The sequence below is a fragment of the Luteibacter sp. 329MFSha genome, assembly GCF_900111665.1.
Classification (GTDB): Bacteria; Pseudomonadota; Gammaproteobacteria; order Xanthomonadales; family Rhodanobacteraceae; genus Luteibacter.
In genome coordinates, this window is sequence record NZ_FOJE01000001.1 from 391206 (window position 1) to 414806 (window position 23601).

Sequence of the window (23601 nt, forward strand, 5' to 3'; positions counted from 1 at the left end):
GGGATCCCCGGGGTGTATGGACCCCGGGGACGTTAGCAGAGCGGCGCTCAGGCGGACAGGATCGCCTTCGGCTCCAGATAGGCTTCGAGCCCGAGAACGCCGTATTCGCGGCCCTGGCCCGACTGCTTGAACCCGCCGAACGGCGCCTTGGGCTCGTGCGCCAGCGTGTTGATCAGCACGCGGCCGGCGTCGATCCGCGAGGCGACGCGAAGCGCGCGGGCGTCGTCGGTCGAATGCACGTACGCCTGCAGACCGTAGGGCGTGTCGTTGGCGATGGCGATCGCTTCCTCCTCGTCGTCGTAAGCGATGATGGACAGGACGGGGCCGAAGATTTCCTCGCGGGCGATCGTCATGTCGTTGGTGACGTCCGTGAACAGGGTCGGGCGCACGAGCCAGCCGCGGTCGTGGCCGTCCGGACGTCCTTCGCCACCGGCGAGCAGCCGGGCGCCTTCGTCGATGCCCTTGCGGATGTAACCCTGCACGCGCTCCCACTGCTTCGCGCTGACCATGGGACCCACGGTGGTCGCCGGATCGTTCGGATCCCCCGACACCACGGCATCCACGGCGTCCTTCGCCATCGCCTCGAACTCGGCCAGCCGCGCGCGGGGGACGAGGATGCGCGTGCCCGCGATGCACGCCTGGCCGCTGTTGTTGAACCCCGCCATGACGGCGAGCGGCACGGCCTTGCCGAAGTCGGCGTCGTCGAGGATCACGCTGGGCGACTTGCCGCCGAGCTCCAGCGTCACGCGTTTCAGCGTCGCCGCGCCGTCGCGGACGATGCCCTTGCCCACGGCGGTGGAGCCGGTGAACGAGATCTTCGCGACGTCCGGGCTGCCGACGATTTCCGCGCCGACGACGTCGCCGCGACCGGTGACGATGTTGAACACACCCGCCGGCGCGCCGGCCTCGTGCAGCGCCTCGGTCACGATCTTCGTCTGCAGCGCGCTCATCTCGCTGGGCTTGATGACGACCGTGCAGCCGGCGGCAATGGCGGTGGCGAGCTTGCCGCAGATGAAGCCGGCGTTGCTGTTCCACGGCGTGATCAGGCCCGCGACGCCCACCGGCTGCATGACGACGGTGGCGATGCCCATGCGGCGTTCGAAGTCGTAATGGCGCAGGGTGTCGATCGCGTCGAGGAAGACGCTCGAGGCGTGTTTCGCCATCCAGCTGCCGCGCGACACGGGGGCGCCGTATTCGAGGCGAATCGCCTCGAAGAGGTCGTCCTCGCGCGCGGCGATCGCATCGTGCATGCGCTGGAGCAACGCGACGCGCTCCTCGACCGTGCTGCGCGAGAAGCTTCGGAACGCGCGCTTCGCGGCGGCGATCACGCGGCGGGCATCCTCGGCGTCGGCGAGGCGCACCGTGCCGATGACTTCCTCGGTCGCGGGGTTGAAGAGCTCGAAGCGCTCCTCGCCGTGGGGGACGACGAAGGCGCCGTCGATGTAGACGTGGTTGATGATGTGCATGTGGGGAACTCCTCGGAACAGGTGGGTGGGGTAGGAGCGCGCCCTGCGCGCGACATCTTCTCGCCGCTGGCCCGGGATTCGCGCGCCAGCTCCGGGTCATCGCCCCGGACCATGTCGCGCGCAGGGCGCGCTCCTACGTGCCGTTTCCCCAAAGATGCAGTCGCGCGATTAATCTGATAAGACGGACAAATGCGGATGACCTGTTAAGCGAGGGCGGACAATGCGACCGGGATTGACCGAACTGGAAGCCGTGCTGGCGGTGGCGCGGAAGGGCAGCTTCCGCGCGGCGGCGGCGGCGATGGAGATGTCGACGTCGGCCCTCAGCCAGGCGGTGGCTTCGCTGGAGACGCGGATCGGGACGCGCCTTTTCCACCGCACCACGCGCAGCGTCCGGCTGACGGAGGCGGGGGAGCGCTTCGTCGCGGAGATCGGCCCGGCGCTCGCGGACATCCACGGCGCCATCGAGCGCGCCGGCGACGAGGCGGGCGAGCCGTCGGGCACCCTGCGGATCAACACCTCCGCCGGCGCCGCGCGCCGCGTGATGCGGCCGTACCTGATTCCCTACATGCGACGTTTCCCGGGCGTGCATCTGGATCTGGTCACCGAGGACCGGCTGATCGACATCGTGCGCGAGGGCTTCGACGCGGGCTTCCGCACCGCGGACACGGTGCCCGGCGACATGGTCGCGGTGCCCTTCGGCGCGCCCGTGCGGTTCGCCGTCGTCGGCTCGCCCGGGTACTTCGCGGAACACGGCAGGCCGCGCAGCCCCGCCGATCTGTCGAGGCACGCCTGCGTCCGCGCGCGCATGCCGGCCGGGCACATCTACCACTGGGAGTTCGAAAAACGCGGCGACGTGATCGCCGTGGACGTCGACGGCCCGCTGACCCTCGACGAGCCGGAGCTGATGCTCGCGGCCGCGGAAGCGGGGCTGGGGCTGACCTACCTCGAGGAATTCAACGTGGCCGACTCGCTCGCGGCCGGACGCCTGGAACGCGTGCTCGACGACTGGACGCCGTCGTTCGACCGGCTGTGCCTGTACTACCCGGGACGCCGCCACGTGCCGGCGACGCTCCGCGCGTTGATCGACCTCATCAGGGAGACCGGCTGAGCGCCATGTGCCAAGGGTCATGGCAAACCTTCGCGGCGTGACAGGCATCCTTTCCCGCAAGTTCTCACGCCCCGGATCCCGCATGCGCCGTCGCGCCCTCCTTGCCTGCCTGCTCGGCCTCGCCGCGCCCGTCCATGCGGACGTGACGATCGACGGCCGGATCGATCCCGTTGAATGGGCCGGCGCGCGGCGGATCGCCGATTTCCGCGACACCCAGCCCATGACGGGCAAGCCGGGCAGCCAGCCGACCGAAGCCTGGGTGCTGTCGACGCCGAAGGGTCTCGCCGTGGCGATACGCGTCACGCAGTCGCCGGACATCCCGCGATCGCGCCAGCAGAGCCGGCGCGACGAAGACGCCAGCGTCGACCGCGTCAACGTGATGGTCGATTTCGACGCGGACGGCCGGGTCGGTTACGACTTCGAGATCAAGTCGCAGGGTGGCATCGCCGACGAGGTGATCACCAACGAATCGGATTTCAGTTACGACTGGGACGGGCGATGGGACCATGCGGTGAGCGAAGACGCCGAAGGCTATTCGGTCGAGGTGCTGATCCCCTGGTACATCGCGCCGATGCGCAAGGCCGGCGGCGAAACGCGCACCATCGGGCTGTACATCGACCGCGTCATCGGCAGCACGGGCGAGCGCATGGCGTGGCCGGCGATCAGCTTCGATCGCGGGCGATTCCTCTCCAGCTTCCAGCGCGTGGAGCTGCCGGCGTATTCGCAGTCGCTGTTCGCCGTGACGCCCTACGTCGTCGGACGCGTCGACCGCGCGAACGGCGGCGCGTCGTTCCAGGAAGGCGCGGACATCCTCTGGAAGCCGAACGGCCAGACGCAGCTGACCGCCACGATCAATCCCGATTTCGGCCAGGTGGAGAGCGACGACCTCGTGGTGAACTTCTCGCCGGAGGAAACGTTCTTCACCGACAAGCGTCCGTTCTTCACCGAAAACCAGGGCATCTTCGACTTCAGCCTGCTCAACGACGACTCGCAGCTGGTCTATACCCGTCGCGTGGGTGGCGCCTCCGACGACGGCCGCGGCGCCGCGGACATCTCCGCGGCCGTGAAGGTCAACGGCAGCGTGGGCTCGACCAGTTACGGCATCCTCACCGCGCAGGAGAAGGGCGACGCGGGGCGGTCGTTCGGGGCGCTCCGGCTCAGCCAGAACGCGGGAACGCAGACATTCGGCCTGCTCGCCACGCACGTCGGCCATCCCTACCTCGACCGCGACGCGAACGTCCTTGGCTTCGATCACCGCTGGCAACCGAACGGCGCCTTCACGATCACCAGCAACATCGTCGGCAGCAAGATCGACCAGCCAGGGGCCGGCACGTCGGGCCTGGGTGCGACCAGCGTCGCGTTCTGGGAGATGAACGATGTCTGGAGCCAGCAATGGCTGGGCATGTATTTCGGCAAACGGCTGGACATCGACGATTTCGGCTATCTGCCGCGCAACGACATGACGTATCTGCATTACGAGGTGCGTCGGCGCGTCACGGGTCTGCCGGAGGATTCCGCCTATACGTCGCACCTGTGGCGCTACCGGATCTCGGCGCTGCACAACACCGAAGGCCGTGCCGTGAACCGCCGGCTGCGCATCCAGCGCAACAGCCAGCGCCGCGACGGCGGACACGAGTTGTGGCGGCTGGACACCTTCACCGCCGCGTACGACGACCTGCTGACGCGCGGCAGTCACCCGCTGCGCACGCCGCCGACCGCGCGGCTCAGCTACGAGCGCGATCGTCCGCGCATCGGTCGCTGGGCGTGGGAGGCCGAGGGCGTCCTCATGGGCAACCAGCTCACCGGTTACCACCGGCTGAGTTATTACTTCAAGTTCACCCCCACGTACTTCATCACCGACGCCTTCAGCGTCTTCGCGGGGGCCAGTTACGAGTGGGACCCGAACTGGCTCATCTGGCAGCATGACAACCTCGTGGGCTCGTTCGACGGGCGCACGGTGGGCATCGACAGCGGCGTGAACTGGAACTTCGGCAACCGGCAAGAGCTGCGGGTCAAACTTCAGACGCTGGCGGTGGGCGCGACGCTGCGCCAGCGGCTCGAAGTGACGCCGTCGGGCGGCACGGTACCAAGCGACGAGCCGATCGACGGGCTCGGCGTGGCGAATCTGGGGTTCCAGATCCGCTATCGCTACGAGATCGCACCGTTGTCCAATCTCTACGTCGTGTACAACCGTGGCGGCTATCGCGACGACACCGACGACGATGTCGGATCGCAGTTCCGCCACGGCTTCAGCCTGAAGGATGTGAACGAGGGACTGGTCAAGGTGGCGTACCGGCTGGAGTTCTGACGCGCCACCAGTTCAGGGAGTAGAGCCGGGCTTCACGCGGCCTATGGCATTCCTTCGCCGGACGAGCGTCGAAGGAGACCGCAGTGCCACACCGAGCCAATCCGATGCCGGGCCGGACCATCGGCGATCACGGCATCATCGGCAACCTGGACACCACCGCGCTGGTGGCGCTCGATGGCACGATCGACTTCATGTGCTGGCCGCACATGGACAGCCCGTCGGTGTTCGCGTCGCTTCTGGATCCCGACAAGGGCGGCGAGTTCTCGATCTCGCCCGCATTGCGCGACGCGAAGAACATCCAGCTCTACATCCCTGAGACGAACGTCCTGCTGACCCGCTGGATGGCCGACGAGGGCAGCGTGGAGCTGGTCGATTTCATGCCGCACCCCGATGCGGATGCCCGCGTGCCGCGCAGCCTGATGCGCCGCATCCGCGTGCAGCGGGGTACCGTGCGCATCCGGGCCTGCTGCCGCCCCCGGCTCGACTACGCGCGCTGCGTGCCGGAAGCGGAGGCGTACGGCGATACCGTGGTGTTCCATGACGGCGCGCATTCGCTGCGGCTTGGCGCGAGCGTGCCTTTGCTCGCCGGCGACGGCGAGGCCTCCGCGGAGTTCGAACTGCGGCCGGGCGACGAGGTCTGGTTCGCGCTCTGCGACGAGGCCATCGATCCGCCGGACGTCGCCGAGAGCGCGGCGGCGCTCGATGCGACCGCCAACGCGTGGCGTGCGTGGACCCGGCGGTCCACCTATCGTGGCCGCTGGCGCGAACGCGTGGAGCGCTCGGCCCTGGTGCTGAAGTTGCTGACGTCGCACGAGCATGGCTCCATCGCGGCGGCGGCCACGTTCGGCCTGCCGGAGGCCACGGGCGCGGAACGCAACTGGGATTACCGCGCGAGCTGGATACGCGACGCGTCGTTCACCGTCTACGCCTTCATGCGGCTTGGTCACATCGAGGAGGCCGAGCATTTCCGCCGCTGGACGGCGGCACGCATCATGGACCTGGACGAAGAAGCGTCGCTGCGCATCATGTACGCGCTCGACGGCGAGGAGGCGCAGGAGGAGTCGACGCTCGATCATCTCGCCGGCTATGCCGGATCGCGACCCGTGCGCATCGGCAACGCCGCGCGCACGCAGACGCAGCTCGACATCTACGGCGAGCTGATGGACAGCGTGTACCTCTCCAACAAGTACGGCACCGCGATCAGCCACGCGGAGTGGGAGCACGTGAAGCGCTTCGTCGACCACGTGCGCGCGCACTGGAACGAGCCCGACGAAGGCATCTGGGAAATCCGCGATGCGTCGCGCCATTTCCTCCACTCGCGCCTGATGTGCTGGGTGGCGCTCGACCGGGCGGTGCGCCTGGCGATCAAGCGTTCGCTACCGGGGCCACTCGTCGAGTGGGCCGCCGATCGCGACCGGATCGCCGAAGACATCTGGGCGAACTTCCGCCATCCGGAGCATGGTTACTTCGTGCAGACGCGAGGTGGCGTGGATCTCGACGCGTCGCTGCTCATGATGCCGCTGGTGCGTTTCGTCTCGGCGACGGATCCGGTCTGGCTGAAGACGCTCGATGCGATCCGGGACCACCTGACGGACGACGGGCTGGTCTTCCGTTATCGCAACGCGGACGGGCTGGACGGCGGGGAGGGCGCCTTCACGACCTGCACGTTCTGGTACGTGGAGTGTCTGGCGCGGGCGGGACGCCTGCACGAGGCGCGCGAGGTGATGGCGCGCGGAGTGGTGTACGCGAACCACCTCGGCCTGTTCTCCGAGGAACTCAGCCTGCGCTCGGACCCGCTGGGCAATTTCCCGCAGGCCCTCACGCACCTGGCGTTCATCAGCGCGGCGTACTACCTCGATCGCCAGCTATCGAACCCGCAGGGGCAGGTCTGGCAACCGTAGGAGCGCGCCGCGCCCGGCATCAGATCTCGTTCTCGTCCGGGTCGACGAACTCGATGGCGGCCTCGCGCGTGCCGGCCGTCTCCTCGGCGACCTCGCGGACGCGCTCGCCGACCTTTTCGTTGGGCACTTCCACTTCGAGCGTGTACGTGCGCGAGCTCATGTCGTCGGACAGGTTCTGCGAGCTCGAGTCGTCGCGGAAGTCGTTCATGAAATCGTCGATCTCCTCGACGCGCTCCACCCGGTCGAGGCCGTGGATCGCGGTCTGGACGTCCTCGAAGACGTCGCGGTCGCCGGTGATGCGGAGCTGGATACGGGGCATGACGGTCTCCTGGTTCGATATCGTTGGATGCTGCGGCGGGCCATGTATGCCTGAAGTGTACGCCCCGCTACCATGCATGCTTTGCCGATACCGCCCATGACCAAGACCTACGACCAGGCGTATTTCGACAAGTGGTACCGCAGCGCGGACCACGCCGTCCGCTCGCCCGCCGAGCTGCAGCGCAAGGTGGCCATGGTGCTCGGCCAGGCCGAGTTCTATCTCGGCCGCCCGGTGCGTAACGTGCTGGACGTCGGCTGCGGCGAAGCCCCCTGGCGCGCCGTCCTGCGGCGCCTTCGCCCCGGCATCGCCTACCGTGGCCTGGAGGCCAGCGAATACGCGGTCGCGCGCTACGGCCGGTCCCGCGACATCGGCCTGGCACGGTTCGGCCAGCTGGCCCACCTGCGCTTCGACACCCGCTTCGACCTGATCGTCTGCACCGACGTCATGCACTACCTCAAGCCCGCCGAGATCCGCGACGGGCTGGTCGGCATCGGCGAGATGGTCGAAGGGCTCGCGTTCCTCGAGGTCTACACCCGCGAGGACGATCCCGGCGGCGATCGCGACGGGTTCATCGGTCGCCCGGCCGCGTGGTATCGCCGGGCCTTCGCCGAGGTGGGGCTGATCCCCGTCGGCTCGCAGTGCTACGCGAGCCCCCGGCTGGCCCGGCACGTGGCGGCGCTGGAAACCTTCTAGCTCGTCGTGGCGGTGAACCAGGCGATCGTGGCCAGGGCGTTGTTCGCCGCGTGCGTCACGAACGCCGGCCAGATCGAGCCGCTGCGCACGCGGAGCCAGGCGCAGAACACGCCCACGAGGATGAGGTTGGGCACGGCGTACCAGAGCCAGCCCAGATCGGGCAGGTGCACGGTGCCGAACACGATGGCCGAGATCGCGATGGCCCAGCCGTCGCCCAGGCGCGTGCGCAGAAGGGAGAGCAGGGCGCCGCGGAACAGCAGTTCCTCCACGGCGGGGCCGACGAGCACCACCACGGGCAACAGCGCGACGCGCATGACGATGTGGGCCTTGTCGGCGATGTCGGAAACGGCCTGGCTCACCTCGTGCCCGCCGGCCAGCAGCTGGGTCAACAGCCCGCCCAGGATGGGCGCGGCGATACCCATCGCGGTGCCGATGGCGATGTACGTACCGGACGGAGCGTTGAAGCCGAGCCCGCCCGGACCGGCCTCGTGCGCCCGGGCCCGTCCCCAGCGGCGCAGGACCAGCCAGTAGGTGAGCGAGGCCGAGCACGCCAGCGTGAGGATGACCACCACGATCAGGCGGTCCGGCGCGTCCGGCACGGACGCCGGGAAGAGGCGCGTCAGCTGCATGGAGAGCCCGCCGAACAGGCCGCCGAAGGCGAACTGCATCGCGAAATAGGCGGCAATGCACAGAAGCGTCTCGATGACGCCCGGAGCGCGGCGCGGGGGAGCGAGGTTGGTCGGTGGAAAAGCGGAGGTGTCGTCGTAAGCCATGCGCCAGCCTAGCCAAGCCCCCCGTCACCCGCAACGCGACGACCGGCACAGACCGTCACGCGAGGCCTGTATAGTGGTCCACCCCTGACGGAGGAAAACGGGCGCCCCGACGCGCCGACCCATGTTCGCATTCGACTGGTTAGCCGACCCATCGGCCTGGGCAGGTCTTCTCACGCTGATCGTGCTGGAGATCGTGCTCGGTATCGACAATCTCGTCTTCGTCGCGATCCTCGCCGACAAGCTCCATGCCCGCCAGCGCGACCACGCGCGCCTGCTGGGCCTCGGCCTCGCGCTGGTGATGCGCCTGTGCCTGCTCGCCGCCATGTCCTGGCTGGTGACGCTCACGCAGCCGCTCTTCGAGTGGCGTGGCTTCGGGCTTTCCTGGCGCGACCTCATCCTGATCGTCGGCGGCGCGTTCCTGTTGTTCAAGGCCACGCTGGAACTGCACGAACGCCTCGAGGCCTCGGAGCACGACGACGGCAAGGCCGGCCGGCGCGCGAGCTTCTGGCTCGTCGTCGCGCAGATCGTCGTGCTCGACGCCGTCTTCTCGCTGGATTCGGTGATCACGGCCGTCGGCATGGTCGATCACCTCTCCATCATGATGATCGGCGTGGTGATCGCGATGGCGCTGATGATCACCGCGAGCAAGCCGCTGACGACCTTCGTCAACGCCCGCCCGACGGTGGTCATCCTCTGCCTCTCGTTCCTGCTGATGATCGGCTTCAGCCTCATCGCCGAAGGCTTCGGGTTCCACATCCCGAAGGGCTACCTCTACGCCGCGATCGGCTTCTCGATCATGATCGAGGTCTTCAACCAGACGATGCGGCGCAATCGCCGCCGCTCGCTGCTGGTGGGTGGCCGCGTGATGCGCGACCGCACCGCGAAGGCGGTGCTGCGCCTGCTCGGCGGCAAGCCGGACGGCGAGGAAGGCGATACGGGCAAGGGCGAGGCCGTGCCGGCCGTGGCCGAAACATCGGTCTTCGGCAAGGACGAACTCGAAATGGTGCAGGGCGTGCTCGATCTCTCCCAGCGCCCCGTGCGCTCGATCATGACGCCGCGCACGGAGATCGTCTGGGTGGATCCGGACGAGGACGCGGCGACGCTCCTCGCCGAGGCCCGGGAATCGCCGCATCACTGGATGCTGGTCGCCCGCGGCGACCTCGACGAACTGGTGGGCGTGGTGTCCTCGCGCGACCTGCTCGCCAGCCTGGGCGACCACGGCCGGCTCGACACCGATGGCGTGGTCCGCAAGCCCGTCACGGTGCTGGAGTCGCTCAGCGTGCTCCGCCTGATCGACGAGTTCCGCCGCGCCCCGTTGCAGATGGCGCTGGTGGTCGACGAGTACGGCAGCATCCTCGGCCTCGTCACGCCGGCCGACGTGCTGGAAGTGATCGCGGGCGAGTTCCCGAACGAGACGCGCGAGGGCGATCCCTCGGCGGTGAGCGAGCCGGACGGTGCGTGGCTGCTCGACGCCAGCCTCGACGTGCGCCGCGTGGAACACCTGCTGGGTCACCGCCTCCAGGGTGCGGCCGACGGTAACTTCTCGACGCTGGCAGGGTTCGTGCTGCAGCAGCTGGGTCGCCTGCCCACGGCCGGCGACCGTTTCGAGGCCGACGGCATGGAGTTCGAGGTCACCGCGATGGAAGGCGCCCGCATCCAGCGCGTGCGCGTGATGGCGCTGGCGAACGACGACGAGTGACGGAACTCAGAGCGCCGCGGCGTCTTCCGGCGGCGTCGCGGCGTTTTCCATGATGGCCATGCCCATGCCGCCGGCCGCCATCAGCATCAACGCCGCCCAGGCCAGCATCGAGACCATGTAGCCGGGACCGCGCCGGCTCGCGTCGCGCACGTAGGCCACGGCGTACCACACGCGACCGGCCAGCCAGACCAGCCCCGCGATGCCCGCCCACAGCGGATCGACGTACTGGGCCGCCAGCCAGAGCGCGGGAATGAACATCACCGCGTTCTCGAGCGTGTTCATCTGCACCCGCCACGCCCGCTCGAACGCCGGGTCGCCGGAGATGGACGGCGCCTTGATGCCATAACGTTCACGGGCACGGCCTACCATCCAGACCGTGGCGAACATCAGTAGCAGGGTGAGCAGGGTAACGACGGCGGGGAGCTGACTGGTCATGAAACGATCCGGGGGATGTCATCGATCGCGGAGTGTACCGGCAACGGCCCGTGCGATCATGCCGAGCGCGTCCCAAAGAGGGCGCCTACATGGGAGGAACAGCCATGCTGTGGAACAAGGGCCGTAGAAGCGACAACGTGGAGGACGCGGGCGAGGGCGGTGGCGGGCCGTCGTTCGGCGGCCGCGGGCTCGGTATCGGCGGCATCATCGTGCTGGCCATCCTCGGCCTCGTCTTCTTCAAGGATCCCACGGCCCTGCTCGGCCAGGGGGACCCCGGCGCGGGAGCGCCCACACAGACGCAGCAGGCGCCGCGACAGGCCGCCGGCGACGATCCGCAGGTGGATTTCGTCCGTGCCGTGCTCGGCGAGACGGAGGACACCTGGGGCGAGATCTTCGCGGCGAACGGGCAGAGCTACGAGCAGCCGAAGCTGGTGCTGTTCCGTGGCGGCGTGCGCACGGCATGCGGTTTGGCGTCGTCGGCCGTCGGCCCCTTCTATTGCCCCGGCGACCACCGCGTCTACCTCGACCTCGGTTTCTTCCAGGACATGCAGACACGGTTCCACGCCGCGGGCGATTTCGCGCGGGCATACGTCATCGCCCACGAGGTCGGTCACCACGTGCAGAACCTGACGGGCGTGTTCGACAAGGTCGGCGACGCGCGCCGTCGCGGTGCGCGCCTCGAAGGTGCGAGCGGCCTCTCCGTCCGCCAGGAGCTCCAGGCCGACTGTTTCGCGGGTGTCTGGGCGAACCGTTCGCAGCAGCGCCTGCAGTGGCTGCAGGACGGCGACATCGAGTCCGCGCTCAACGCCGCCACGGCGATCGGCGACGACACGCTGCAGGAACAGGCGCAGGGCAGGGTGGTACCGGACTCGTTCACCCACGGCACCTCGGCGCAGCGGGTACACTGGTTCCGCACCGGTTTCGAATCCGGCGACGTCGGCAAGTGCAACACCTTTTCAGGCTCGATCTAGACCCATGACTCACCCCTGCCTGCGCTGCGGCGCATGCTGCGCGACCTACCGCGTCGCCTTCCACTGGATGGAAACGGATCTGGCCGGCGGCATCACGCCGGCCGCGCTGACCGAACACCTCGACCCGCATCGCGTCGCCATGCACGGCACCAATGCGTACGAGCCGCGTTGCCGCTCGCTCGTCGGCGAGGTCGGCGTCGCCGCGCATTGCGGCGTGTACGAGGTGCGGCCTTCGCCGTGCCACGACCTCCAGCCCGCGTGGGAAAACGGCCAGCCCAGCCCGCAGTGCGACAAGGCGCGCATCCGCCATGGCAAGCCACCGCTGACCCCGGCGGACTTCGCGGCCTGAATCCAAAAAAAAGGCCCCGTTTCCGGGGCCTTTCTTCGATCAGTAATCGCGCTTCTTGCGCGGCGGCTTGCCGCCGCCCGGGCGATTGCCGGTCGGGCGGAAGTTGCCGCGAGGGCGCGGGGCGCCGCCGTACGGGGCGCCGCTCTGCGGCGATTCCGTGCCGTCCCACTCGCTGATCTTCAGCTGCTGCTGCGCGACCCACACCTTCTTGAGGTGGTTGAACACGTCGGGCGGCATGCCGTCCGGCAGATCGATCAGGCTGTAGTCGTCGCGGATGCTGACGCGGCCGATGAACTTCGCCTCGACTCCACCCTCGTTGGCGATGGCGCCGACGATGTTGCCGGGCTTCACGCCGTGCTCGTGGCCGACCTCGATGCGGTAGGTCTTCTTGCCGTTCTCGGTCACGTGCGGACGCGGCTGGCGCATGCCTTCGCGAACCGGGCGCCGGTCGCTGAAGTCGCCACCGTCGCGCGGCGGACGCTCACGGTCGAACTCACGCGGCGGGCGCTCGGTGTATTCGCGCTTCGGCGGCGGCTCGAGCAGCAGCGGCTGATCGCCCTGGGCGATGCGGGCCAGCGCGGCGGCGATCTCGATCGCCGGCACGTTGTGTTCCTGCTCGTACTTCTCGACCAGCTGCTGGAAGAGACCGAGGTCGCCGGTGGCGAGCGTTTCGGTGATGCGCTGGTTGAACTTGCTCACGCGCGTGTCGTTGACCGCTTCGATCGTGGGCAGCTGCATCTGCTCGATCGGCTGACGCGTCGCGCGCTCGATCTGGCGGAGCAGGTTGCGCTCGCGCGGCGTGACGAAGAGGATCGCCTCGCCGCTGCGGCCCGCGCGGCCGGTACGGCCGATGCGGTGCACGTACGACTCGGTGTCGTGCGGGATGTCGTAGTTGAGCACGTGGCTGATGCGCTCGACGTCGAGGCCGCGGGCGGCCACGTCGGTGGCGATCAGGATGTCGAGCTTGCCGGTCTTCAGCTGGTCGATCACGCGCTCGCGCTGCGCCTGCGCGATGTCGCCGTTGATCGCGGCCGCGGCGAAGCCACGCGCCTGCAACTTGCTGGCGAGTTCTTCGGTGGCGGACTTGGTGCGCGCGAAGACGATCATCGCGTCGAAGCTTTCCGCCTCGAGGATGCGCGTCAGCGCGTCCAGCTTGTGCACGCCGCTGACCCACCAGTAACGCTGGCGGATGTTCGCCGCGGTGGTGGTCTTGTTCTTGATCGTGACTTCGGCCGGATCCTTCAGGTAGGTCTGCGCGATGCGGCGGATGGGCGCCGGCATGGTCGCGGAGAACAGCGCCACCTGGCGGCCCTCGGGCGTCGCCTGGAGCAGCTTCTCGACGTCGTCGATGAAGCCCATGCGGAGCATCTCGTCGGCTTCGTCGAGCACCACGAAACGCAGGCCCGAGAGATCGAGCGTGCCCTTGTCGAGGTGGTCGATGACGCGACCGGGCGTGCCGACCACGACCTGCGCGCCGCGCTTCAGGCCCTGCAGCTGCGGACCGTAGCTCTGGCCGCCGTAGATCGGCAGGACCTGGAAGCCCGGCAGGTACGTCGCGTACTTCTGGAAGGCCTCGGCCACCTGGATGGCCAGTTCGCGCGTGGGCGCGAGGACGAGCGCCTGCGGCTTGCCCGGCTTCAGGTCGATGCGCGACAGCACCGGCAGCGCGAACGCCGCGGTCTTGCCGGTGCCGGTCTGCGCCTGGCCGATGACGTCACGGCCTTCGAGCAGCGCCGGGATCGTGGCGGCCTGGATGGGGGAGGGGGTCTCGTAGCCGACTTCGGTCAGCGCGCGGACGACGTTGGCGTCGAGCGAAAGCGCGCTGAAACCGGGCAGGGCCGGAGCGTTTTCTGTATCGGGGGATGACATGGCGACCTCGGGAGGGGCGCGGCGGCGACATTCGGCGCCGGGCAGTAGCGGTATTGTAGCAGCGATATGCCCTTTCCGCCGTGAGCGTGGGCTACTGTCGCGTGCGCGTTACACTCTTCGGTCAGCTTTCGGAAGGGTCGGGCGGATGTCGGATATCGAAACGGTTTCGGAACAGCGCTGCTTCGGCGGTGTGCAGGGCTTCTTCACGCATCGCTCGGAGGCCTGCGGCGGGCCGATGCGCTTCGCCGTCTACCTGCCCCCCGCTGCGGAGAAGGGCCCGGTTCCCGTGCTGTGGTATCTGGCGGGGCTGACCTGCACGGCCGAGACCTTCACGATCAAGGCCGGGGCGCAGCGCCTCGCCGCCGAACTCGGTCTCGCCCTCGCGATGCCCGACACGAGTCCGCGCGACACGGGGCTGCCCGGCGCGACGGGCGACTGGGAGTTCGGCGAAGGCGCCGGGTTCTACCTCGACGCCACGGAGGAGCCGTGGAGCGACCGGTTCCGCATGTACAGCTACGTGGTCGACGAGCTGCCGCGCGTGGTGTCCGGGGCGTTCCCGCTGGACATGGGCCGGCAAGGCATTTTCGGCCATTCGATGGGCGGCCACGGCGCGCTCACGATCGCGCTGCACAACCCGCGACGGTTCCGCTCGGCTTCGGCGTTCGCCCCGATCGTCGCTCCGTCGGCCGTGCCGTGGGGCGAGAAGGCGTTCCCGCGTTACCTCGGGGACGATCGCAAGGCGTGGTCGAGGTACGACGCCACCGAACTGGTGAAGGACGGCGCGCGCTTCGACGGCACGATCCTCATCGATCAGGGCGAAGCGGATGGCTTCCTCGTGAACCAGCTGCAGCCGCAGCGGTTCGAGGCCGCGTGCGAAGAGGCGGGCCAACCGCTCGAGCTGCGGATGCAGCCCGGCTACGACCACAGCTACTACTTCATCCAGACGTTCGTGGAAGACCATCTTCGCCATCATGCGAAAGCGCTGCTCGCATGAGCGAGCCGGTCAGGATGCGCACGGCGCGCACGATCGTGCGCCTGCTCGACACGGACGAAGCACCGCTGCTACAGCGCTATCGCGTGGAGAATCGCGATCACCTGCGGCCATGGGAGCCGCTGCGCACGGAGTCGCATTACTCGCTGGAGTGTTGCCGGCTGGCGATCGAAGCCGGACTCGAAGCGGCGCGCGCCGATCGCGGCTATCCGTTCGCCGTGCTCACCCCCGACGGCTCGGAGATGATCGCGAGCTTCACCTTCGCCAACGTCGTGCGGGGTGTCTTCCAGGCCTGCCATCTGGGTTATGGCATCGCGGCGCGGCACGAGGGCAAGGGCCTGATGTTCGAGGCGCTCGACGCCGGTGTCCGCTATGCGTTCGGACCGCTGGACTTCCATCGGGTGATGGCGAATCACATGCCGCGCAACGAGCGGAGCGGGCGGCTGCTCGAGCGACTCGGCTTCGAGAGGGAGGGCTACGCGAAGCGTTACCTGAAGATCGACGGTCTATGGGAAGACCATGTCCTGACGGCGAAGGTCAGGACGCAGGGCTGAACGGCGGGGCCAGACGCGGGAGCGAACGATCGCTCCCGCGGCCGGCACATCGGATCAGGCCTTGTTGGTCGCCGGGCCGCGACGCTGGCGACGGCGCTTGTGGTTGCCGGTGTTTTCGCCGGTGCCCGCGGCCGAATGGCCGTGCGGACGGTGCGCCGGCGAGCGGTTGCCGCCGGTGCCGCCGTTACGCGCACCGCCGTTGCCGCCCGGACGGCCCTGACCGGCGCCACCCTGCGAACGCGGCTGGCGCTGCTGCTGCTTCGGGCGCGGGGCGCCCGCGTCGAGGCGCAGCGGGCTGCTGGGTTCGAAGCCGGCGACGTTGCTGATCGAGAGATCGGTTTTCAGCAGGCGGCCGATGTCGCGCAGCAGGCCGGACTCGTCGTGGCTGACCAGCGAAATGGCCTGACCCTCGGCACCCGCGCGGCCCGTGCGGCCGATGCGATGCACGTAGTCTTCGGCCACCATCGGCAGGTCGAAGTTGATCACCACGGGCAGCTGGTCGATGTCGATGCCGCGCGCGGCGATGTCCGTCGCGACCAGCACGGTGATGCGGTTGGTCTTGAAGTCGGAAAGCGCGCGCGTGCGCGCGTTCTGGCTCTTGTTGCCGTGGATCGCCGCGGACTTCACGCCCGCCTGTTCCAGGTGACGCACGAGCTTGTCGGCGCCGTGCTTCGTGCGGCTGAAGACGAGCGTCTGGCGGCGGCTGTCCTGCGCGAGGATGTGCAGGAGCAGGTCGCGCTTGTTGGCGGCATCCACCGGATGCACGACGTGCGTGACCGTGTTGGCGACGGTGTTTGCCGGCGCGGTGGAGACTTCGCGCGGCTCGCGCATGAACTGCTGCGCGAGCGCCTTGATCTCCGGCGCGAACGTCGCGGAGAACAGCAGCGTCTGGCGCTGGCGCGGCACGGCCGCGAGGATGCGCTTGAGCGCCGGCAGGAAGCCCATGTCGAGCATGCGGTCGGCTTCGTCGAGCACGAGCACGTCGACCTTCGACAGGTCGACCGAGCGCTGCTGCATGTGGTCGATGAGGCGGCCCGGGGTGGCGACGACGATGTCGACGCCGCGGCGCAGCGCCTGCAGCTGGTTGCCCATGCCGACGCCGCCGAAGATCACGGTGCTGGAGAGGCGCAGGTACTTGCCGTAGTCGCGCAGGTTTTCCTGCACCTGGGCGGCGAGTTCGCGAGTGGGGGTGAGGATCAGCGCGCGGATCGGGCGACGGCCCTCCGTGCGGGTGTCGCCGGCGAGGCGCTGCAGCACCGGGAGCGAGAAGGCGGCGGTCTTGCCGGTACCCGTCTGGGCGGCGGCCATGAGGTCGTGGCCGGCGAGGACCTCGGGGATGGCGGCGGCCTGGATCGGCGTGGGCTTCTCATAGCCCGCTTCGGACAGCGCGCGCAGCAACGCGGGCGCGAGGCCCAGCGAATCGAAAGACATGGAGGAACTCCTGCGTGACTCGAGCGTTCCCTGGAACCGCGCTGCGAGTTATGGATTCGGCGACCGCGAGCCGTGACGAAGACGGCAGGCTGGTCGGTGTCGTGCGCGCTTCCGGGGGTGGGGGAACGGGCGGGAAGATCTCACGCCGGGGGTCCGCAAGGGAGTCGGAGCGCAGGCACGACCGGGTCAGTATACCTTATTGCGGCGCACAATGGGATTGGCGTCAACGGGATGCCGTCATCAACCAGCTGTTGTACGGGGTGCGGCCGAACAGGGGCCGGAACGCGACCCGGATGCCGCGAGGCTCCAGCACGCCCCGGATGTCGTCCTCGGTGGGGAAATACTGGGCGCCGCCCGGGATCCAGCCGACCGCCTTGATGAATTTTTCTTCCCAGACCGTCGCACGGTAGCGCCATGAGCCGTCCCGGATGACGTTGCGCAGGATCAGTACGCCGTCGTCGGCCAGGTGATCGACGGCGAACGTGAGCAGCTCGCCCTGCCGCTCCCGTGGGAGGTAATGCAGCACGTCGAGCATGGCGACGTGGCCGCGTACCCGCTGTGGCGTCGCCGCATCGGTCTCGCGCAGCGCGATCGCGTCGCCCAGGCCCGCACGCTCCGCGGCGTCGCGTCCCATGGCGATCTTCCGCCCGTCATGGTCCAGCCCGAGATAACCGTCGAGCACGTCGCGGTCGTGCAGGTAATGGCCCAGCAGGCCGAGGCCGCAGCCGATGTCGAGCAGCGGGAGACGTCGCCCCGCGATGGCCTCCGCCGTGGCGGCGTAGACGGGATCGGTCGCGAGCTTGCCGTGGATGTAGATGCGGTCGCCGGGGCGGCGAAAGCGCGAGGCGATGCGGCGTCGCGTGTGGCTGTCGGGGATCATGCGTTCGTCCGTCCTTAGAGAGGCCGGGGCGAGGATGGCCCCGGCCCGTACGCTCAGTTCTGGTTCTGCGGCCGCGCGCTCGCCTTGTTGACGTACGCGTCGTACTCGCCCTTGTCCACCTTGCCGTCGCGGTTCGTGTCGGCTTCGTTGTAATGCGCGCGAAGCTCCTTCACCGCGTCGTTGTCCTTGGGCAAATCGCTGCGCTTGACGTACTTGCCGTCCTTGCTCACTTCCGAGAACGCGGGCGCACCGCTCTTGCCGGCGTCGTCCTGGGGCGTACCGTGCGCGAAAGCGGCGCCGGTGCCAAGGGTGGCGAGGAGGGCGAATGAAACGATCGATCGCGAGAACTTCATCGAGTACTCCGTCTGTCGTGATGTGGGCCAGTGTAACGAGACACCGTCATGGCGCCGTGAGGCGCCCGGTCGATCTTAGCCCTGTGCTAGCCTCGGCGCCGCCCATGGCTTAAGGAATTTCTCATGCCACTGCCTGCCGCGCTGCGCGATCTCGATCACACGCAGCGGCACACGGTCATCGCCAGCTTCCTCGGCTGGACGCTCGACGCGTTCGACTACTTCCTGCTCACCTTCGTCATCCTCGCGGTGGCCGCCGAATTCCACGTGCCGAGGCAGGAGGTCACCTACGGCCTGTTCCTGACGCTCGCGGCGCGACCCATCGGCGCGCTGATCTTCGGCCGTCTCGCCGACCGCTACGGGCGTCGTCCCGTGCTGATGTTCGACATCGTGCTGTTCTCGGTGCTCGAAGTGCTGTGCGCGTTCGCGCCGTCGCTGGGCATCCTGCTCGGTCTGCGTTTCCTGTTCGGCATCGCGATGGGTGGCGAATGGGGCATCGGCGCGTCGCTGGCGATGGAATCGATCCCCGCGAAATCGCGCGGGTTCGTGTCGGGCCTGCTGCAGAGCGGCTATCCGTGCGGCTTCTTCCTGGCCGCGCTGGCGAACTGGCTGCTGGTCGACCACATCGGCTGGCGCGGGCTGTTCGTGGTCGGTGCGCTTCCCGCGCTGCTGGTGCTCTACATCCGCCGCAAGGTGCCCGAGTCGCCGGTCTGGGAAGGGCGTCGCGCGCATGCGCGAGAGAGCGTGTTCGTCTCGATGCGCGGGCACTGGAAGCTCTTCGTCTACCTCATGCTGCTGATGGCCGCGTTCAACATGTTCAGCCATGGCTCGCAGGACATGTACCCGACGTTCGTGCAGGAGACGCTGAAGATTCCCGCGGGCTCCGGAACGGCGTTCATGCTCACGGCGCTGCTCAACCTCGGCGCGCTCGCGGGCGGTCTCACGTTCGGATCGCTGTCCGAGAGGATCGGCCGCCGCCGGGCGATCATCCTCGCCGCCTTGCTCGCCATCCCGGTGATCCCGTTGTGGACGCATGGCGGCTCGCTGCTCCTGCTTGGCCTCGGTGCCTTCCTGATCCAGGTGATGGTGCAGGGCGCCTGGGGCGTGGTGCCGACCCACCTCAACGAGCTGTCGCCCGACGCGGTGCGCGGCACGCTGCCGGGCTTCGCCTATCAGATGGGCAACCTGCTGGCCGCCATCACGGCCACGGCGCAGACCTGGCTGGCGGACCGGCACGGCGGCGACTTCGCCTTCGCCATGTCCACGTGGATCGCCGCGGTGGCCGTGCTCCTGGCCCTGCTCACGTGGCTGGGTCCGGAGGCGAGGGGCGTCGGCTTCGGCAAGGACCGGGGGACGGCGTGACGCCGCGCCCCGGCGCGGCTAAAATGGCGGTTTTCCTCGGGTAGAAACCAACATGCAGGCTGGCAAGGACAAGGTCATCTCGTTCCACTACACCCTTTCCGTGAATGGCGAGAAGGTCGAAAGCTCCTTGGACGGCGGCGAGCCGCTGTGGATCCTGCTCGGCCACGGCCAGCTGATCCCGGGCATGGAAGCTGGCCTCGAAGGCAAGTCCGCCGGCGACAAGGTCGAGCTCACGATCGAGCCGGAGCAGGGCTACGGCGTTCGCCAGGAAGGCATGACCCAGCGCGTGCCGAAGAAGTACTTCCCGCAGCAGGGCAAGGGCCTCAAGGCCGGCGACAGCACCGTGCTCTCGCTGAAGGAAGGCGGCAATCGTGTCGTCGTCGTGCAGAAGGTGGGCTCCAGCGTCGTCGACATCGACCTGAACCACCCGATGGCCGGGAAGACCCTCGACTTCAGCATCGACGTGCAGACCGTCCGCGACGCCTCGGAAGAGGAAATCGCGCACGGTCACGCGCATCCGAACGGCGACGCGCACTGAGCGCTTCTCCGCACGAAAAAAAAGGCGCCCATCGGGCGCCTTTTTTTTGCTTCGCTTCCGGTGCCCGATCAGGCGGCCGGGAAGACCTTCGTGCCGTTCACGGTGATCTCGACGTCGATGTTGCCGTGCGTGGCGTGCGAGTACGGGCAGACCTCGTTGTGCGCCTGGAGGACGATTTCCTTGGCCTTGGCGGCATCGTTCTCGAGGCTCGGCAGGTGCACGTCGAGCTTGGCGCGGATCGCGAAGCCCTTGCCGTCCTTGCGCTTGCCGAGCTGCACTTCGCTGTCGACGCCGACGCCGTCCACCTTCACCTTCTGGTTGCCGGCGACGAAGCGCACGGCGCCCTCGAAGCACGCGGCGTAGCCCACGGCGAACAGCTGCTCGGGATTGTTGCCACCGCCATTGCCACCCATCGACTTCGGCAGGCGCAGGTCGACCTTCAGCGGGTCGTCGCCCTGGGTTTCGCCGTGGCCGGTGCGACCGCCCTCGACCTTCGCCTTGACGAAGTACAGCTGGTCGCCGTCGAACTGGGAGATGGTGCCGTCGAACTTGGATGCGTCGCTCATTGCAGTGTCCTTGTCGTCATCAGGGGAGGAGAGGTCCGGCGTCGCCGGCCACGGAGATAATGAAAGCACGCTATTGAATAGCGCGCAACTTAAATTTTCGGCGATTCGCGCTCGCGTTGCCATCCGTTCAGTTCAAGACGCGACGTCCGTAAACGAAGTTCTCTTTCCAGTAGGCGCCGTCGAGCTCGTCCAACCGTACCGTACCGCCCGAGTTCGGGGCGTGGACGAAACGACCCTTGCCGACGTAAACCCCGACGTGGTTCACGTGGCCCCGGCCGAAGAACACGAGGTCGCCGCTGGCGAGTTCGTCCTCGCCGACGCGGGGCTTGTCCAGCGCGGCCATCTCCGCCGACGTGCGGGGGAGCTTCAGGCCGGTGGAGGTGAGGTAGATGTAGTTGATCAGGCCGCTGCAGTCGAAACCGCCCTGCGGGGTATTGCCACCCCAACGATAGGGCGTGCCGACGAGGCCGATGGCGCGGAACAGCACGTCGTTGGCCGCGTCGGCCGGCGGCGCGGCGGCGGGCTGGTTGGACCAGCCCAGGTTCTTCGCGATGGGAACCGCCGAGGCCGGATTGCGGCGCTGCGAGGAGGACGGCTTGTGCGGGGCGCTCCCGCACGCGACGAGCAGCGCCAGCACGGCGCTCGTGACGAACGGGCGGAGCCATGTCCGGGGCTGGGCGAAGCGGGCAAAGCGGTGCATCGGGCGTTTCCCCTGTCAGGATCGGCGCACCGAGGTTATCAAATCAATGGGTTGCAAGGAATACCTGTCAAACCGCGCGAACGCCCCGTCTGGACGGCGTTTCGATCAAGCCGGGGTCGGAGGGCTTCTGCTACGGTGTGCAATCCCCATCGCTGGAGTGATGCATGACCGTGGAATCCTTCGACCTCATCGTGATCGGCGGTGGCTCGGGTGGGCTCGCGGCGGCGATACGCGCCTCGAAACACGGCGCGCGGGTCGCCTTGCTGGAACCGAAGGAGCTGGGCGGAACCTGCGTCAACGTCGGTTGCGTACCGAAGAAGGCCATGTGGTACGCGGCGCAGATGGCGGAAGCGCAGTACATCGCCGTCGATTACGGTTTCGCCGACAAGCCCGGCAGCCTCGACTGGCCACGCTTCATCGAGCGACGCGACGCGTACATCGATCGCATCCACACCAAGTACAAGCAGACCCTCGACACCGGTCACGTCACGCTGATCCGCGAGGCGGGGCGCTTCCTCGCGGCGGACCGCATCCAGGCGGGTGCGCGCGAACTCACCGCGCCGCACGTGATCGTCGCCACCGGCTCCAGTGCGAACACGCTTGACAAGCCCGGCTTCGAACGTGCCATGACGTCGGACGACTTCTTCGACCTGCGCGCGTGCCCGCGCCGCACGGCGATCATCGGCGGCGGGTACATCGCGGTCGAACTGGCGGGGGTGCTGCGCGCGCTCGGCAGCGATGTCGATGTCTTCGTGCGTGGCCGGCTCATGAGCGGATTCGACGAGGAAATGGCCTACGGCCTTGGCGACGAGATGCGCCAGCACGGCATCCGCATTCACTACCGCTGCCAGATCGACGCGGCGCACGAGAAGGACGGCATGCTGCTGCTCGACTGCGATACCGGGGACCACCCTGGACCCTACGACGCGCTGATCCTGGCGGTGGGCCGGCACGCGAACACCGGGTCGCTCGATATCGGCCGGATCGGTCTGGAGACGGATGCGGACGGCTTCATCGCCATCGACGATTACCAGAACACGAATGTTCCCGGGGTCTACGCGATCGGCGACGTCACGCCGCGCCTCGCGCTGACGCCCGTGGCGGTCTCGGCGGGCCGCAAGCTCGCCGACCGTCTGTTCGCGGGCAAGACCGAGGCGAAGCTCGATTACCAGAACATCCCCAGTGTCGTGTTTTCGCACCCGCCGCTGGGCACCATCGGCATGAACGAGCAGCAGGCGCGCGAGCGTTACGGCGCGGACGTGCACCTCTACAAGCAGTCGTTCGTGCCGATGCAGCTGGCGCTGGCGCATCGTCCGATGACGACGCGGTTCAAGCTCATCTGCGTCGGCGACGATTCGAAGATCGTCGGCATGCAGATGCTGGGGCCGGGCGTGGACGAGATCCTCCAGGGCTTCGCCGTGGCCATCAAGATGGGCGCCACCAAGGCCGACCTCGACGCCACCCTGGCGATCCATCCGACCTCGGCGGAGGAGATGGTGCTGATGGGCGATCGCGTGCCGGGTTGAGCGCTACACTGGCGGCATGACTCCGTACACCCTGAACCGCGGCACCGCGCCGCTCCTGATCAGCCTGCCGCACAACGGCAGCGCGATTCCCGACGACCTCGCCGCGCGCATGAAGCGCCCCGCGCGTCGGAGTCCGGACACGGACTGGCACGTGGCCGAACTCTACGACTTCGCCCGTGCCCTTGGCGCCAGCGTGATCAAGCCGTTCGCGTCGCGCTATGTCGTCGACCTCAACCGTCCTGCGGATGGTCATGCGCTGTATCCGGGCCGGAGCGAAACGGGACTCGTGCCGACCGTCCTCTTCAGCGGCGAGCCCATCTACCGCCCCGGCGCCGAGCCGGATGCGACGGAAGTCGCCGATCGGGTGAAGCGCTGGTGGAAGCCGTACCACGCGGCGCTCGCCGACGAGCTGAGGCGCCTGCGCAAGCAGTTCGGCCGCGTCGTGCTGTGGGAAGGCCATTCGATCCGCAGCCATGTGCCCATGCTCTTCGACGGGCGGCTTCCGGACTTCAACCTCGGCACCGCCGACGGCGCCAGCTGCTCGCCGGCGCTGCAGGCGAAACTCGCTGCGCTTCTGGAGGGCCAGGCCGATTATTCCTGGGCCGTGAACGGCCGCTTCAAGGGCGGATACATCACGCGTCACTACGGCAGGCCCGACGACGGCGTCGACGCCGTGCAGCTGGAACTCGCCCAGGTCAATTACATGGACGAGGACACGTTCGAATACCTGCCCAGAAAGGCGGCAAACGTGCAGGTGTTGATCGGGGAGATGTTGAAGGTGTGTCTGGAGCCGACCCCCTGAAGTAGGAGCG

General features: G+C 68.2%; 23 protein-coding genes. 13 read left to right on the forward strand and 10 right to left on the reverse strand.

The annotated features are described in order from the left end of the window. Positions 1 to 47 precede the first annotated feature (47 nt). On the reverse strand, positions 48 to 1466 hold the full coding sequence (locus BMW54_RS01735; protein WP_090052452.1) for an aldehyde dehydrogenase family protein: 1419 nt from the start codon (positions 1464 to 1466) through the stop codon (positions 48 to 50). A 220-nt stretch (positions 1467 to 1686) separates the two neighbouring features. Between BMW54_RS01735 and BMW54_RS01740 the strand changes: the two genes are divergently transcribed. From BMW54_RS01740 to BMW54_RS01750, 3 genes are all read left to right on the forward strand, one after another. Then, positions 1687 to 2574, forward strand: coding sequence for a LysR family transcriptional regulator (locus tag BMW54_RS01740; protein ID WP_090052454.1), 888 nt, complete (start codon positions 1687 to 1689; stop codon positions 2572 to 2574). Between the two features lie 82 nt (positions 2575 to 2656). Further along, positions 2657 to 4882 (forward strand): DUF5916 domain-containing protein, encoded by a 2226-nt coding sequence (locus BMW54_RS01745; RefSeq protein ID WP_090052456.1) that lies wholly within the window; start codon positions 2657 to 2659, stop codon positions 4880 to 4882. A gap of 83 nt (positions 4883 to 4965) precedes the next feature. Beyond that, positions 4966 to 6783, forward strand: coding sequence for a glycoside hydrolase family 15 protein (locus BMW54_RS01750; RefSeq protein ID WP_217642582.1), 1818 nt, complete (start codon positions 4966 to 4968; stop codon positions 6781 to 6783). Positions 6784 to 6802: 19 nt separating this feature from the next. Here BMW54_RS01750 and BMW54_RS01755 read toward each other — a convergent pair whose 3' ends face one another. After that, positions 6803 to 7102, reverse strand: a complete 300-nt coding sequence (locus tag BMW54_RS01755; protein ID WP_090052459.1) for a hypothetical protein — start codon at positions 7100 to 7102, stop codon at positions 6803 to 6805. A 96-nt stretch (positions 7103 to 7198) separates the two neighbouring features. On the opposite strand from BMW54_RS01755, the gene BMW54_RS01760 reads away from it, so the two are divergent. After that, complete coding sequence (locus tag BMW54_RS01760) at positions 7199 to 7795, forward strand: methyltransferase (protein WP_090052461.1); 597 nt, start codon at positions 7199 to 7201, stop codon at positions 7793 to 7795. On the opposite strand, the gene BMW54_RS01765 is transcribed toward BMW54_RS01760, so the two are convergent. After that, positions 7792 to 8568: a CPBP family intramembrane glutamic endopeptidase gene (locus BMW54_RS01765; RefSeq protein ID WP_090052463.1), complete on the reverse strand. Its 777-nt coding sequence runs from the start codon at positions 8566 to 8568 to the stop codon at positions 7792 to 7794. The genes BMW54_RS01760 and BMW54_RS01765 overlap by 4 nt on opposite strands. A 121-nt stretch (positions 8569 to 8689) precedes the next feature. Here BMW54_RS01765 and BMW54_RS01770 point away from each other — a divergent pair, with 121 nt between their 5' ends. Beyond that, positions 8690 to 10267 (forward strand): TerC family protein, encoded by a 1578-nt coding sequence (locus BMW54_RS01770; RefSeq protein WP_090052465.1) that lies wholly within the window; start codon positions 8690 to 8692, stop codon positions 10265 to 10267. A 6-nt stretch (positions 10268 to 10273) separates the two neighbouring features. Here BMW54_RS01770 and BMW54_RS01775 read toward each other — a convergent pair whose 3' ends face one another. Next, the gene (locus BMW54_RS01775) at positions 10274 to 10702 is read right to left on the reverse strand and encodes an MAPEG family protein (RefSeq protein WP_090052467.1); all 429 of its coding nucleotides are present in this window, start codon (positions 10700 to 10702) and stop codon (positions 10274 to 10276) included. A gap of 104 nt (positions 10703 to 10806) precedes the next feature. Here BMW54_RS01775 and BMW54_RS01780 point away from each other — a divergent pair, with 104 nt between their 5' ends. Next, a complete protein-coding gene (locus tag BMW54_RS01780; RefSeq protein WP_090052469.1) occupies positions 10807 to 11673 on the forward strand; it encodes a KPN_02809 family neutral zinc metallopeptidase in 867 nt (288 codons plus the stop codon). Between the two features lie 4 nt (positions 11674 to 11677). Then, positions 11678 to 12022 carry a YkgJ family cysteine cluster protein gene (locus BMW54_RS01785; protein ID WP_090052471.1) on the forward strand — a complete coding sequence of 115 codons (345 nt, stop codon included), beginning with the start codon at positions 11678 to 11680 and terminating at the stop codon, positions 12020 to 12022. Positions 12023 to 12061: 39 nt separating this feature from the next. Here the strand turns inward: BMW54_RS01785 and BMW54_RS01790 are convergent, their stop codons facing one another. Beyond that, positions 12062 to 13891, reverse strand: coding sequence for a DEAD/DEAH box helicase (locus tag BMW54_RS01790; RefSeq protein WP_090052473.1), 1830 nt, complete (start codon positions 13889 to 13891; stop codon positions 12062 to 12064). A 145-nt stretch (positions 13892 to 14036) separates the two neighbouring features. Here BMW54_RS01790 and fghA point away from each other — a divergent pair, with 145 nt between their 5' ends. Then, positions 14037 to 14885 carry an S-formylglutathione hydrolase gene (fghA, locus tag BMW54_RS01795; RefSeq protein WP_090052475.1) on the forward strand — a complete coding sequence of 283 codons (849 nt, stop codon included), beginning with the start codon at positions 14037 to 14039 and terminating at the stop codon, positions 14883 to 14885. Then, positions 14882 to 15436 (forward strand): ribosomal protein S5-alanine N-acetyltransferase, encoded by a 555-nt coding sequence (rimJ, locus tag BMW54_RS01800; protein ID WP_090052477.1) that lies wholly within the window; start codon positions 14882 to 14884, stop codon positions 15434 to 15436. The genes fghA and rimJ overlap by 4 nt, the downstream gene beginning before the upstream one ends. 54 nt (positions 15437 to 15490) lie before the next feature. Here rimJ and BMW54_RS01805 read toward each other — a convergent pair whose 3' ends face one another. The 3 genes from BMW54_RS01805 to BMW54_RS01815 form a co-directional block, all read right to left on the reverse strand. Beyond that, positions 15491 to 16867: a DEAD/DEAH box helicase gene (locus tag BMW54_RS01805; RefSeq protein WP_090052479.1), complete on the reverse strand. Its 1377-nt coding sequence runs from the start codon at positions 16865 to 16867 to the stop codon at positions 15491 to 15493. A 223-nt stretch (positions 16868 to 17090) separates the two neighbouring features. Then, entirely contained in the window at positions 17091 to 17747 is a 657-nt protein-coding gene (locus BMW54_RS01810) for a class I SAM-dependent methyltransferase (protein WP_090052481.1), read from the reverse strand. A gap of 53 nt (positions 17748 to 17800) precedes the next feature. Further along, a complete protein-coding gene (locus BMW54_RS01815) occupies positions 17801 to 18100 on the reverse strand; it encodes a hypothetical protein (RefSeq protein WP_090052484.1) in 300 nt (99 codons plus the stop codon). 123 nt (positions 18101 to 18223) lie between these two features. Between BMW54_RS01815 and BMW54_RS01820 the strand changes: the two genes are divergently transcribed. Both BMW54_RS01820 and BMW54_RS01825 read left to right on the forward strand, forming a co-directional pair. Further along, the gene (locus BMW54_RS01820) at positions 18224 to 19459 is read left to right on the forward strand and encodes an MFS transporter (RefSeq protein ID WP_090052486.1); all 1236 of its coding nucleotides are present in this window, start codon (positions 18224 to 18226) and stop codon (positions 19457 to 19459) included. A gap of 52 nt (positions 19460 to 19511) precedes the next feature. Beyond that, entirely contained in the window at positions 19512 to 19997 is a 486-nt protein-coding gene (locus BMW54_RS01825) for an FKBP-type peptidyl-prolyl cis-trans isomerase (protein WP_090052488.1), read from the forward strand. A gap of 68 nt (positions 19998 to 20065) precedes the next feature. Here the strand turns inward: BMW54_RS01825 and BMW54_RS01830 are convergent, their stop codons facing one another. Together BMW54_RS01830 and BMW54_RS01835 are read right to left on the reverse strand one after the other, a co-directional pair. Beyond that, a complete protein-coding gene (locus BMW54_RS01830; RefSeq protein ID WP_090052490.1) occupies positions 20066 to 20563 on the reverse strand; it encodes an Ohr family peroxiredoxin in 498 nt (165 codons plus the stop codon). Between the two features lie 127 nt (positions 20564 to 20690). Continuing rightward, positions 20691 to 21263, reverse strand: coding sequence for a C40 family peptidase (locus BMW54_RS01835; protein ID WP_090052492.1), 573 nt, complete (start codon positions 21261 to 21263; stop codon positions 20691 to 20693). A gap of 164 nt (positions 21264 to 21427) precedes the next feature. Here BMW54_RS01835 and gorA point away from each other — a divergent pair, with 164 nt between their 5' ends. Continuing rightward, a complete protein-coding gene (gene gorA, locus BMW54_RS01840) occupies positions 21428 to 22789 on the forward strand; it encodes a glutathione-disulfide reductase (protein ID WP_090052494.1) in 1362 nt (453 codons plus the stop codon). A gap of 16 nt (positions 22790 to 22805) precedes the next feature. Continuing rightward, positions 22806 to 23591, forward strand: a complete 786-nt coding sequence (hutG, locus tag BMW54_RS01845; protein ID WP_090052496.1) for an N-formylglutamate deformylase — start codon at positions 22806 to 22808, stop codon at positions 23589 to 23591. Positions 23592 to 23601 lie beyond the last annotated feature (10 nt).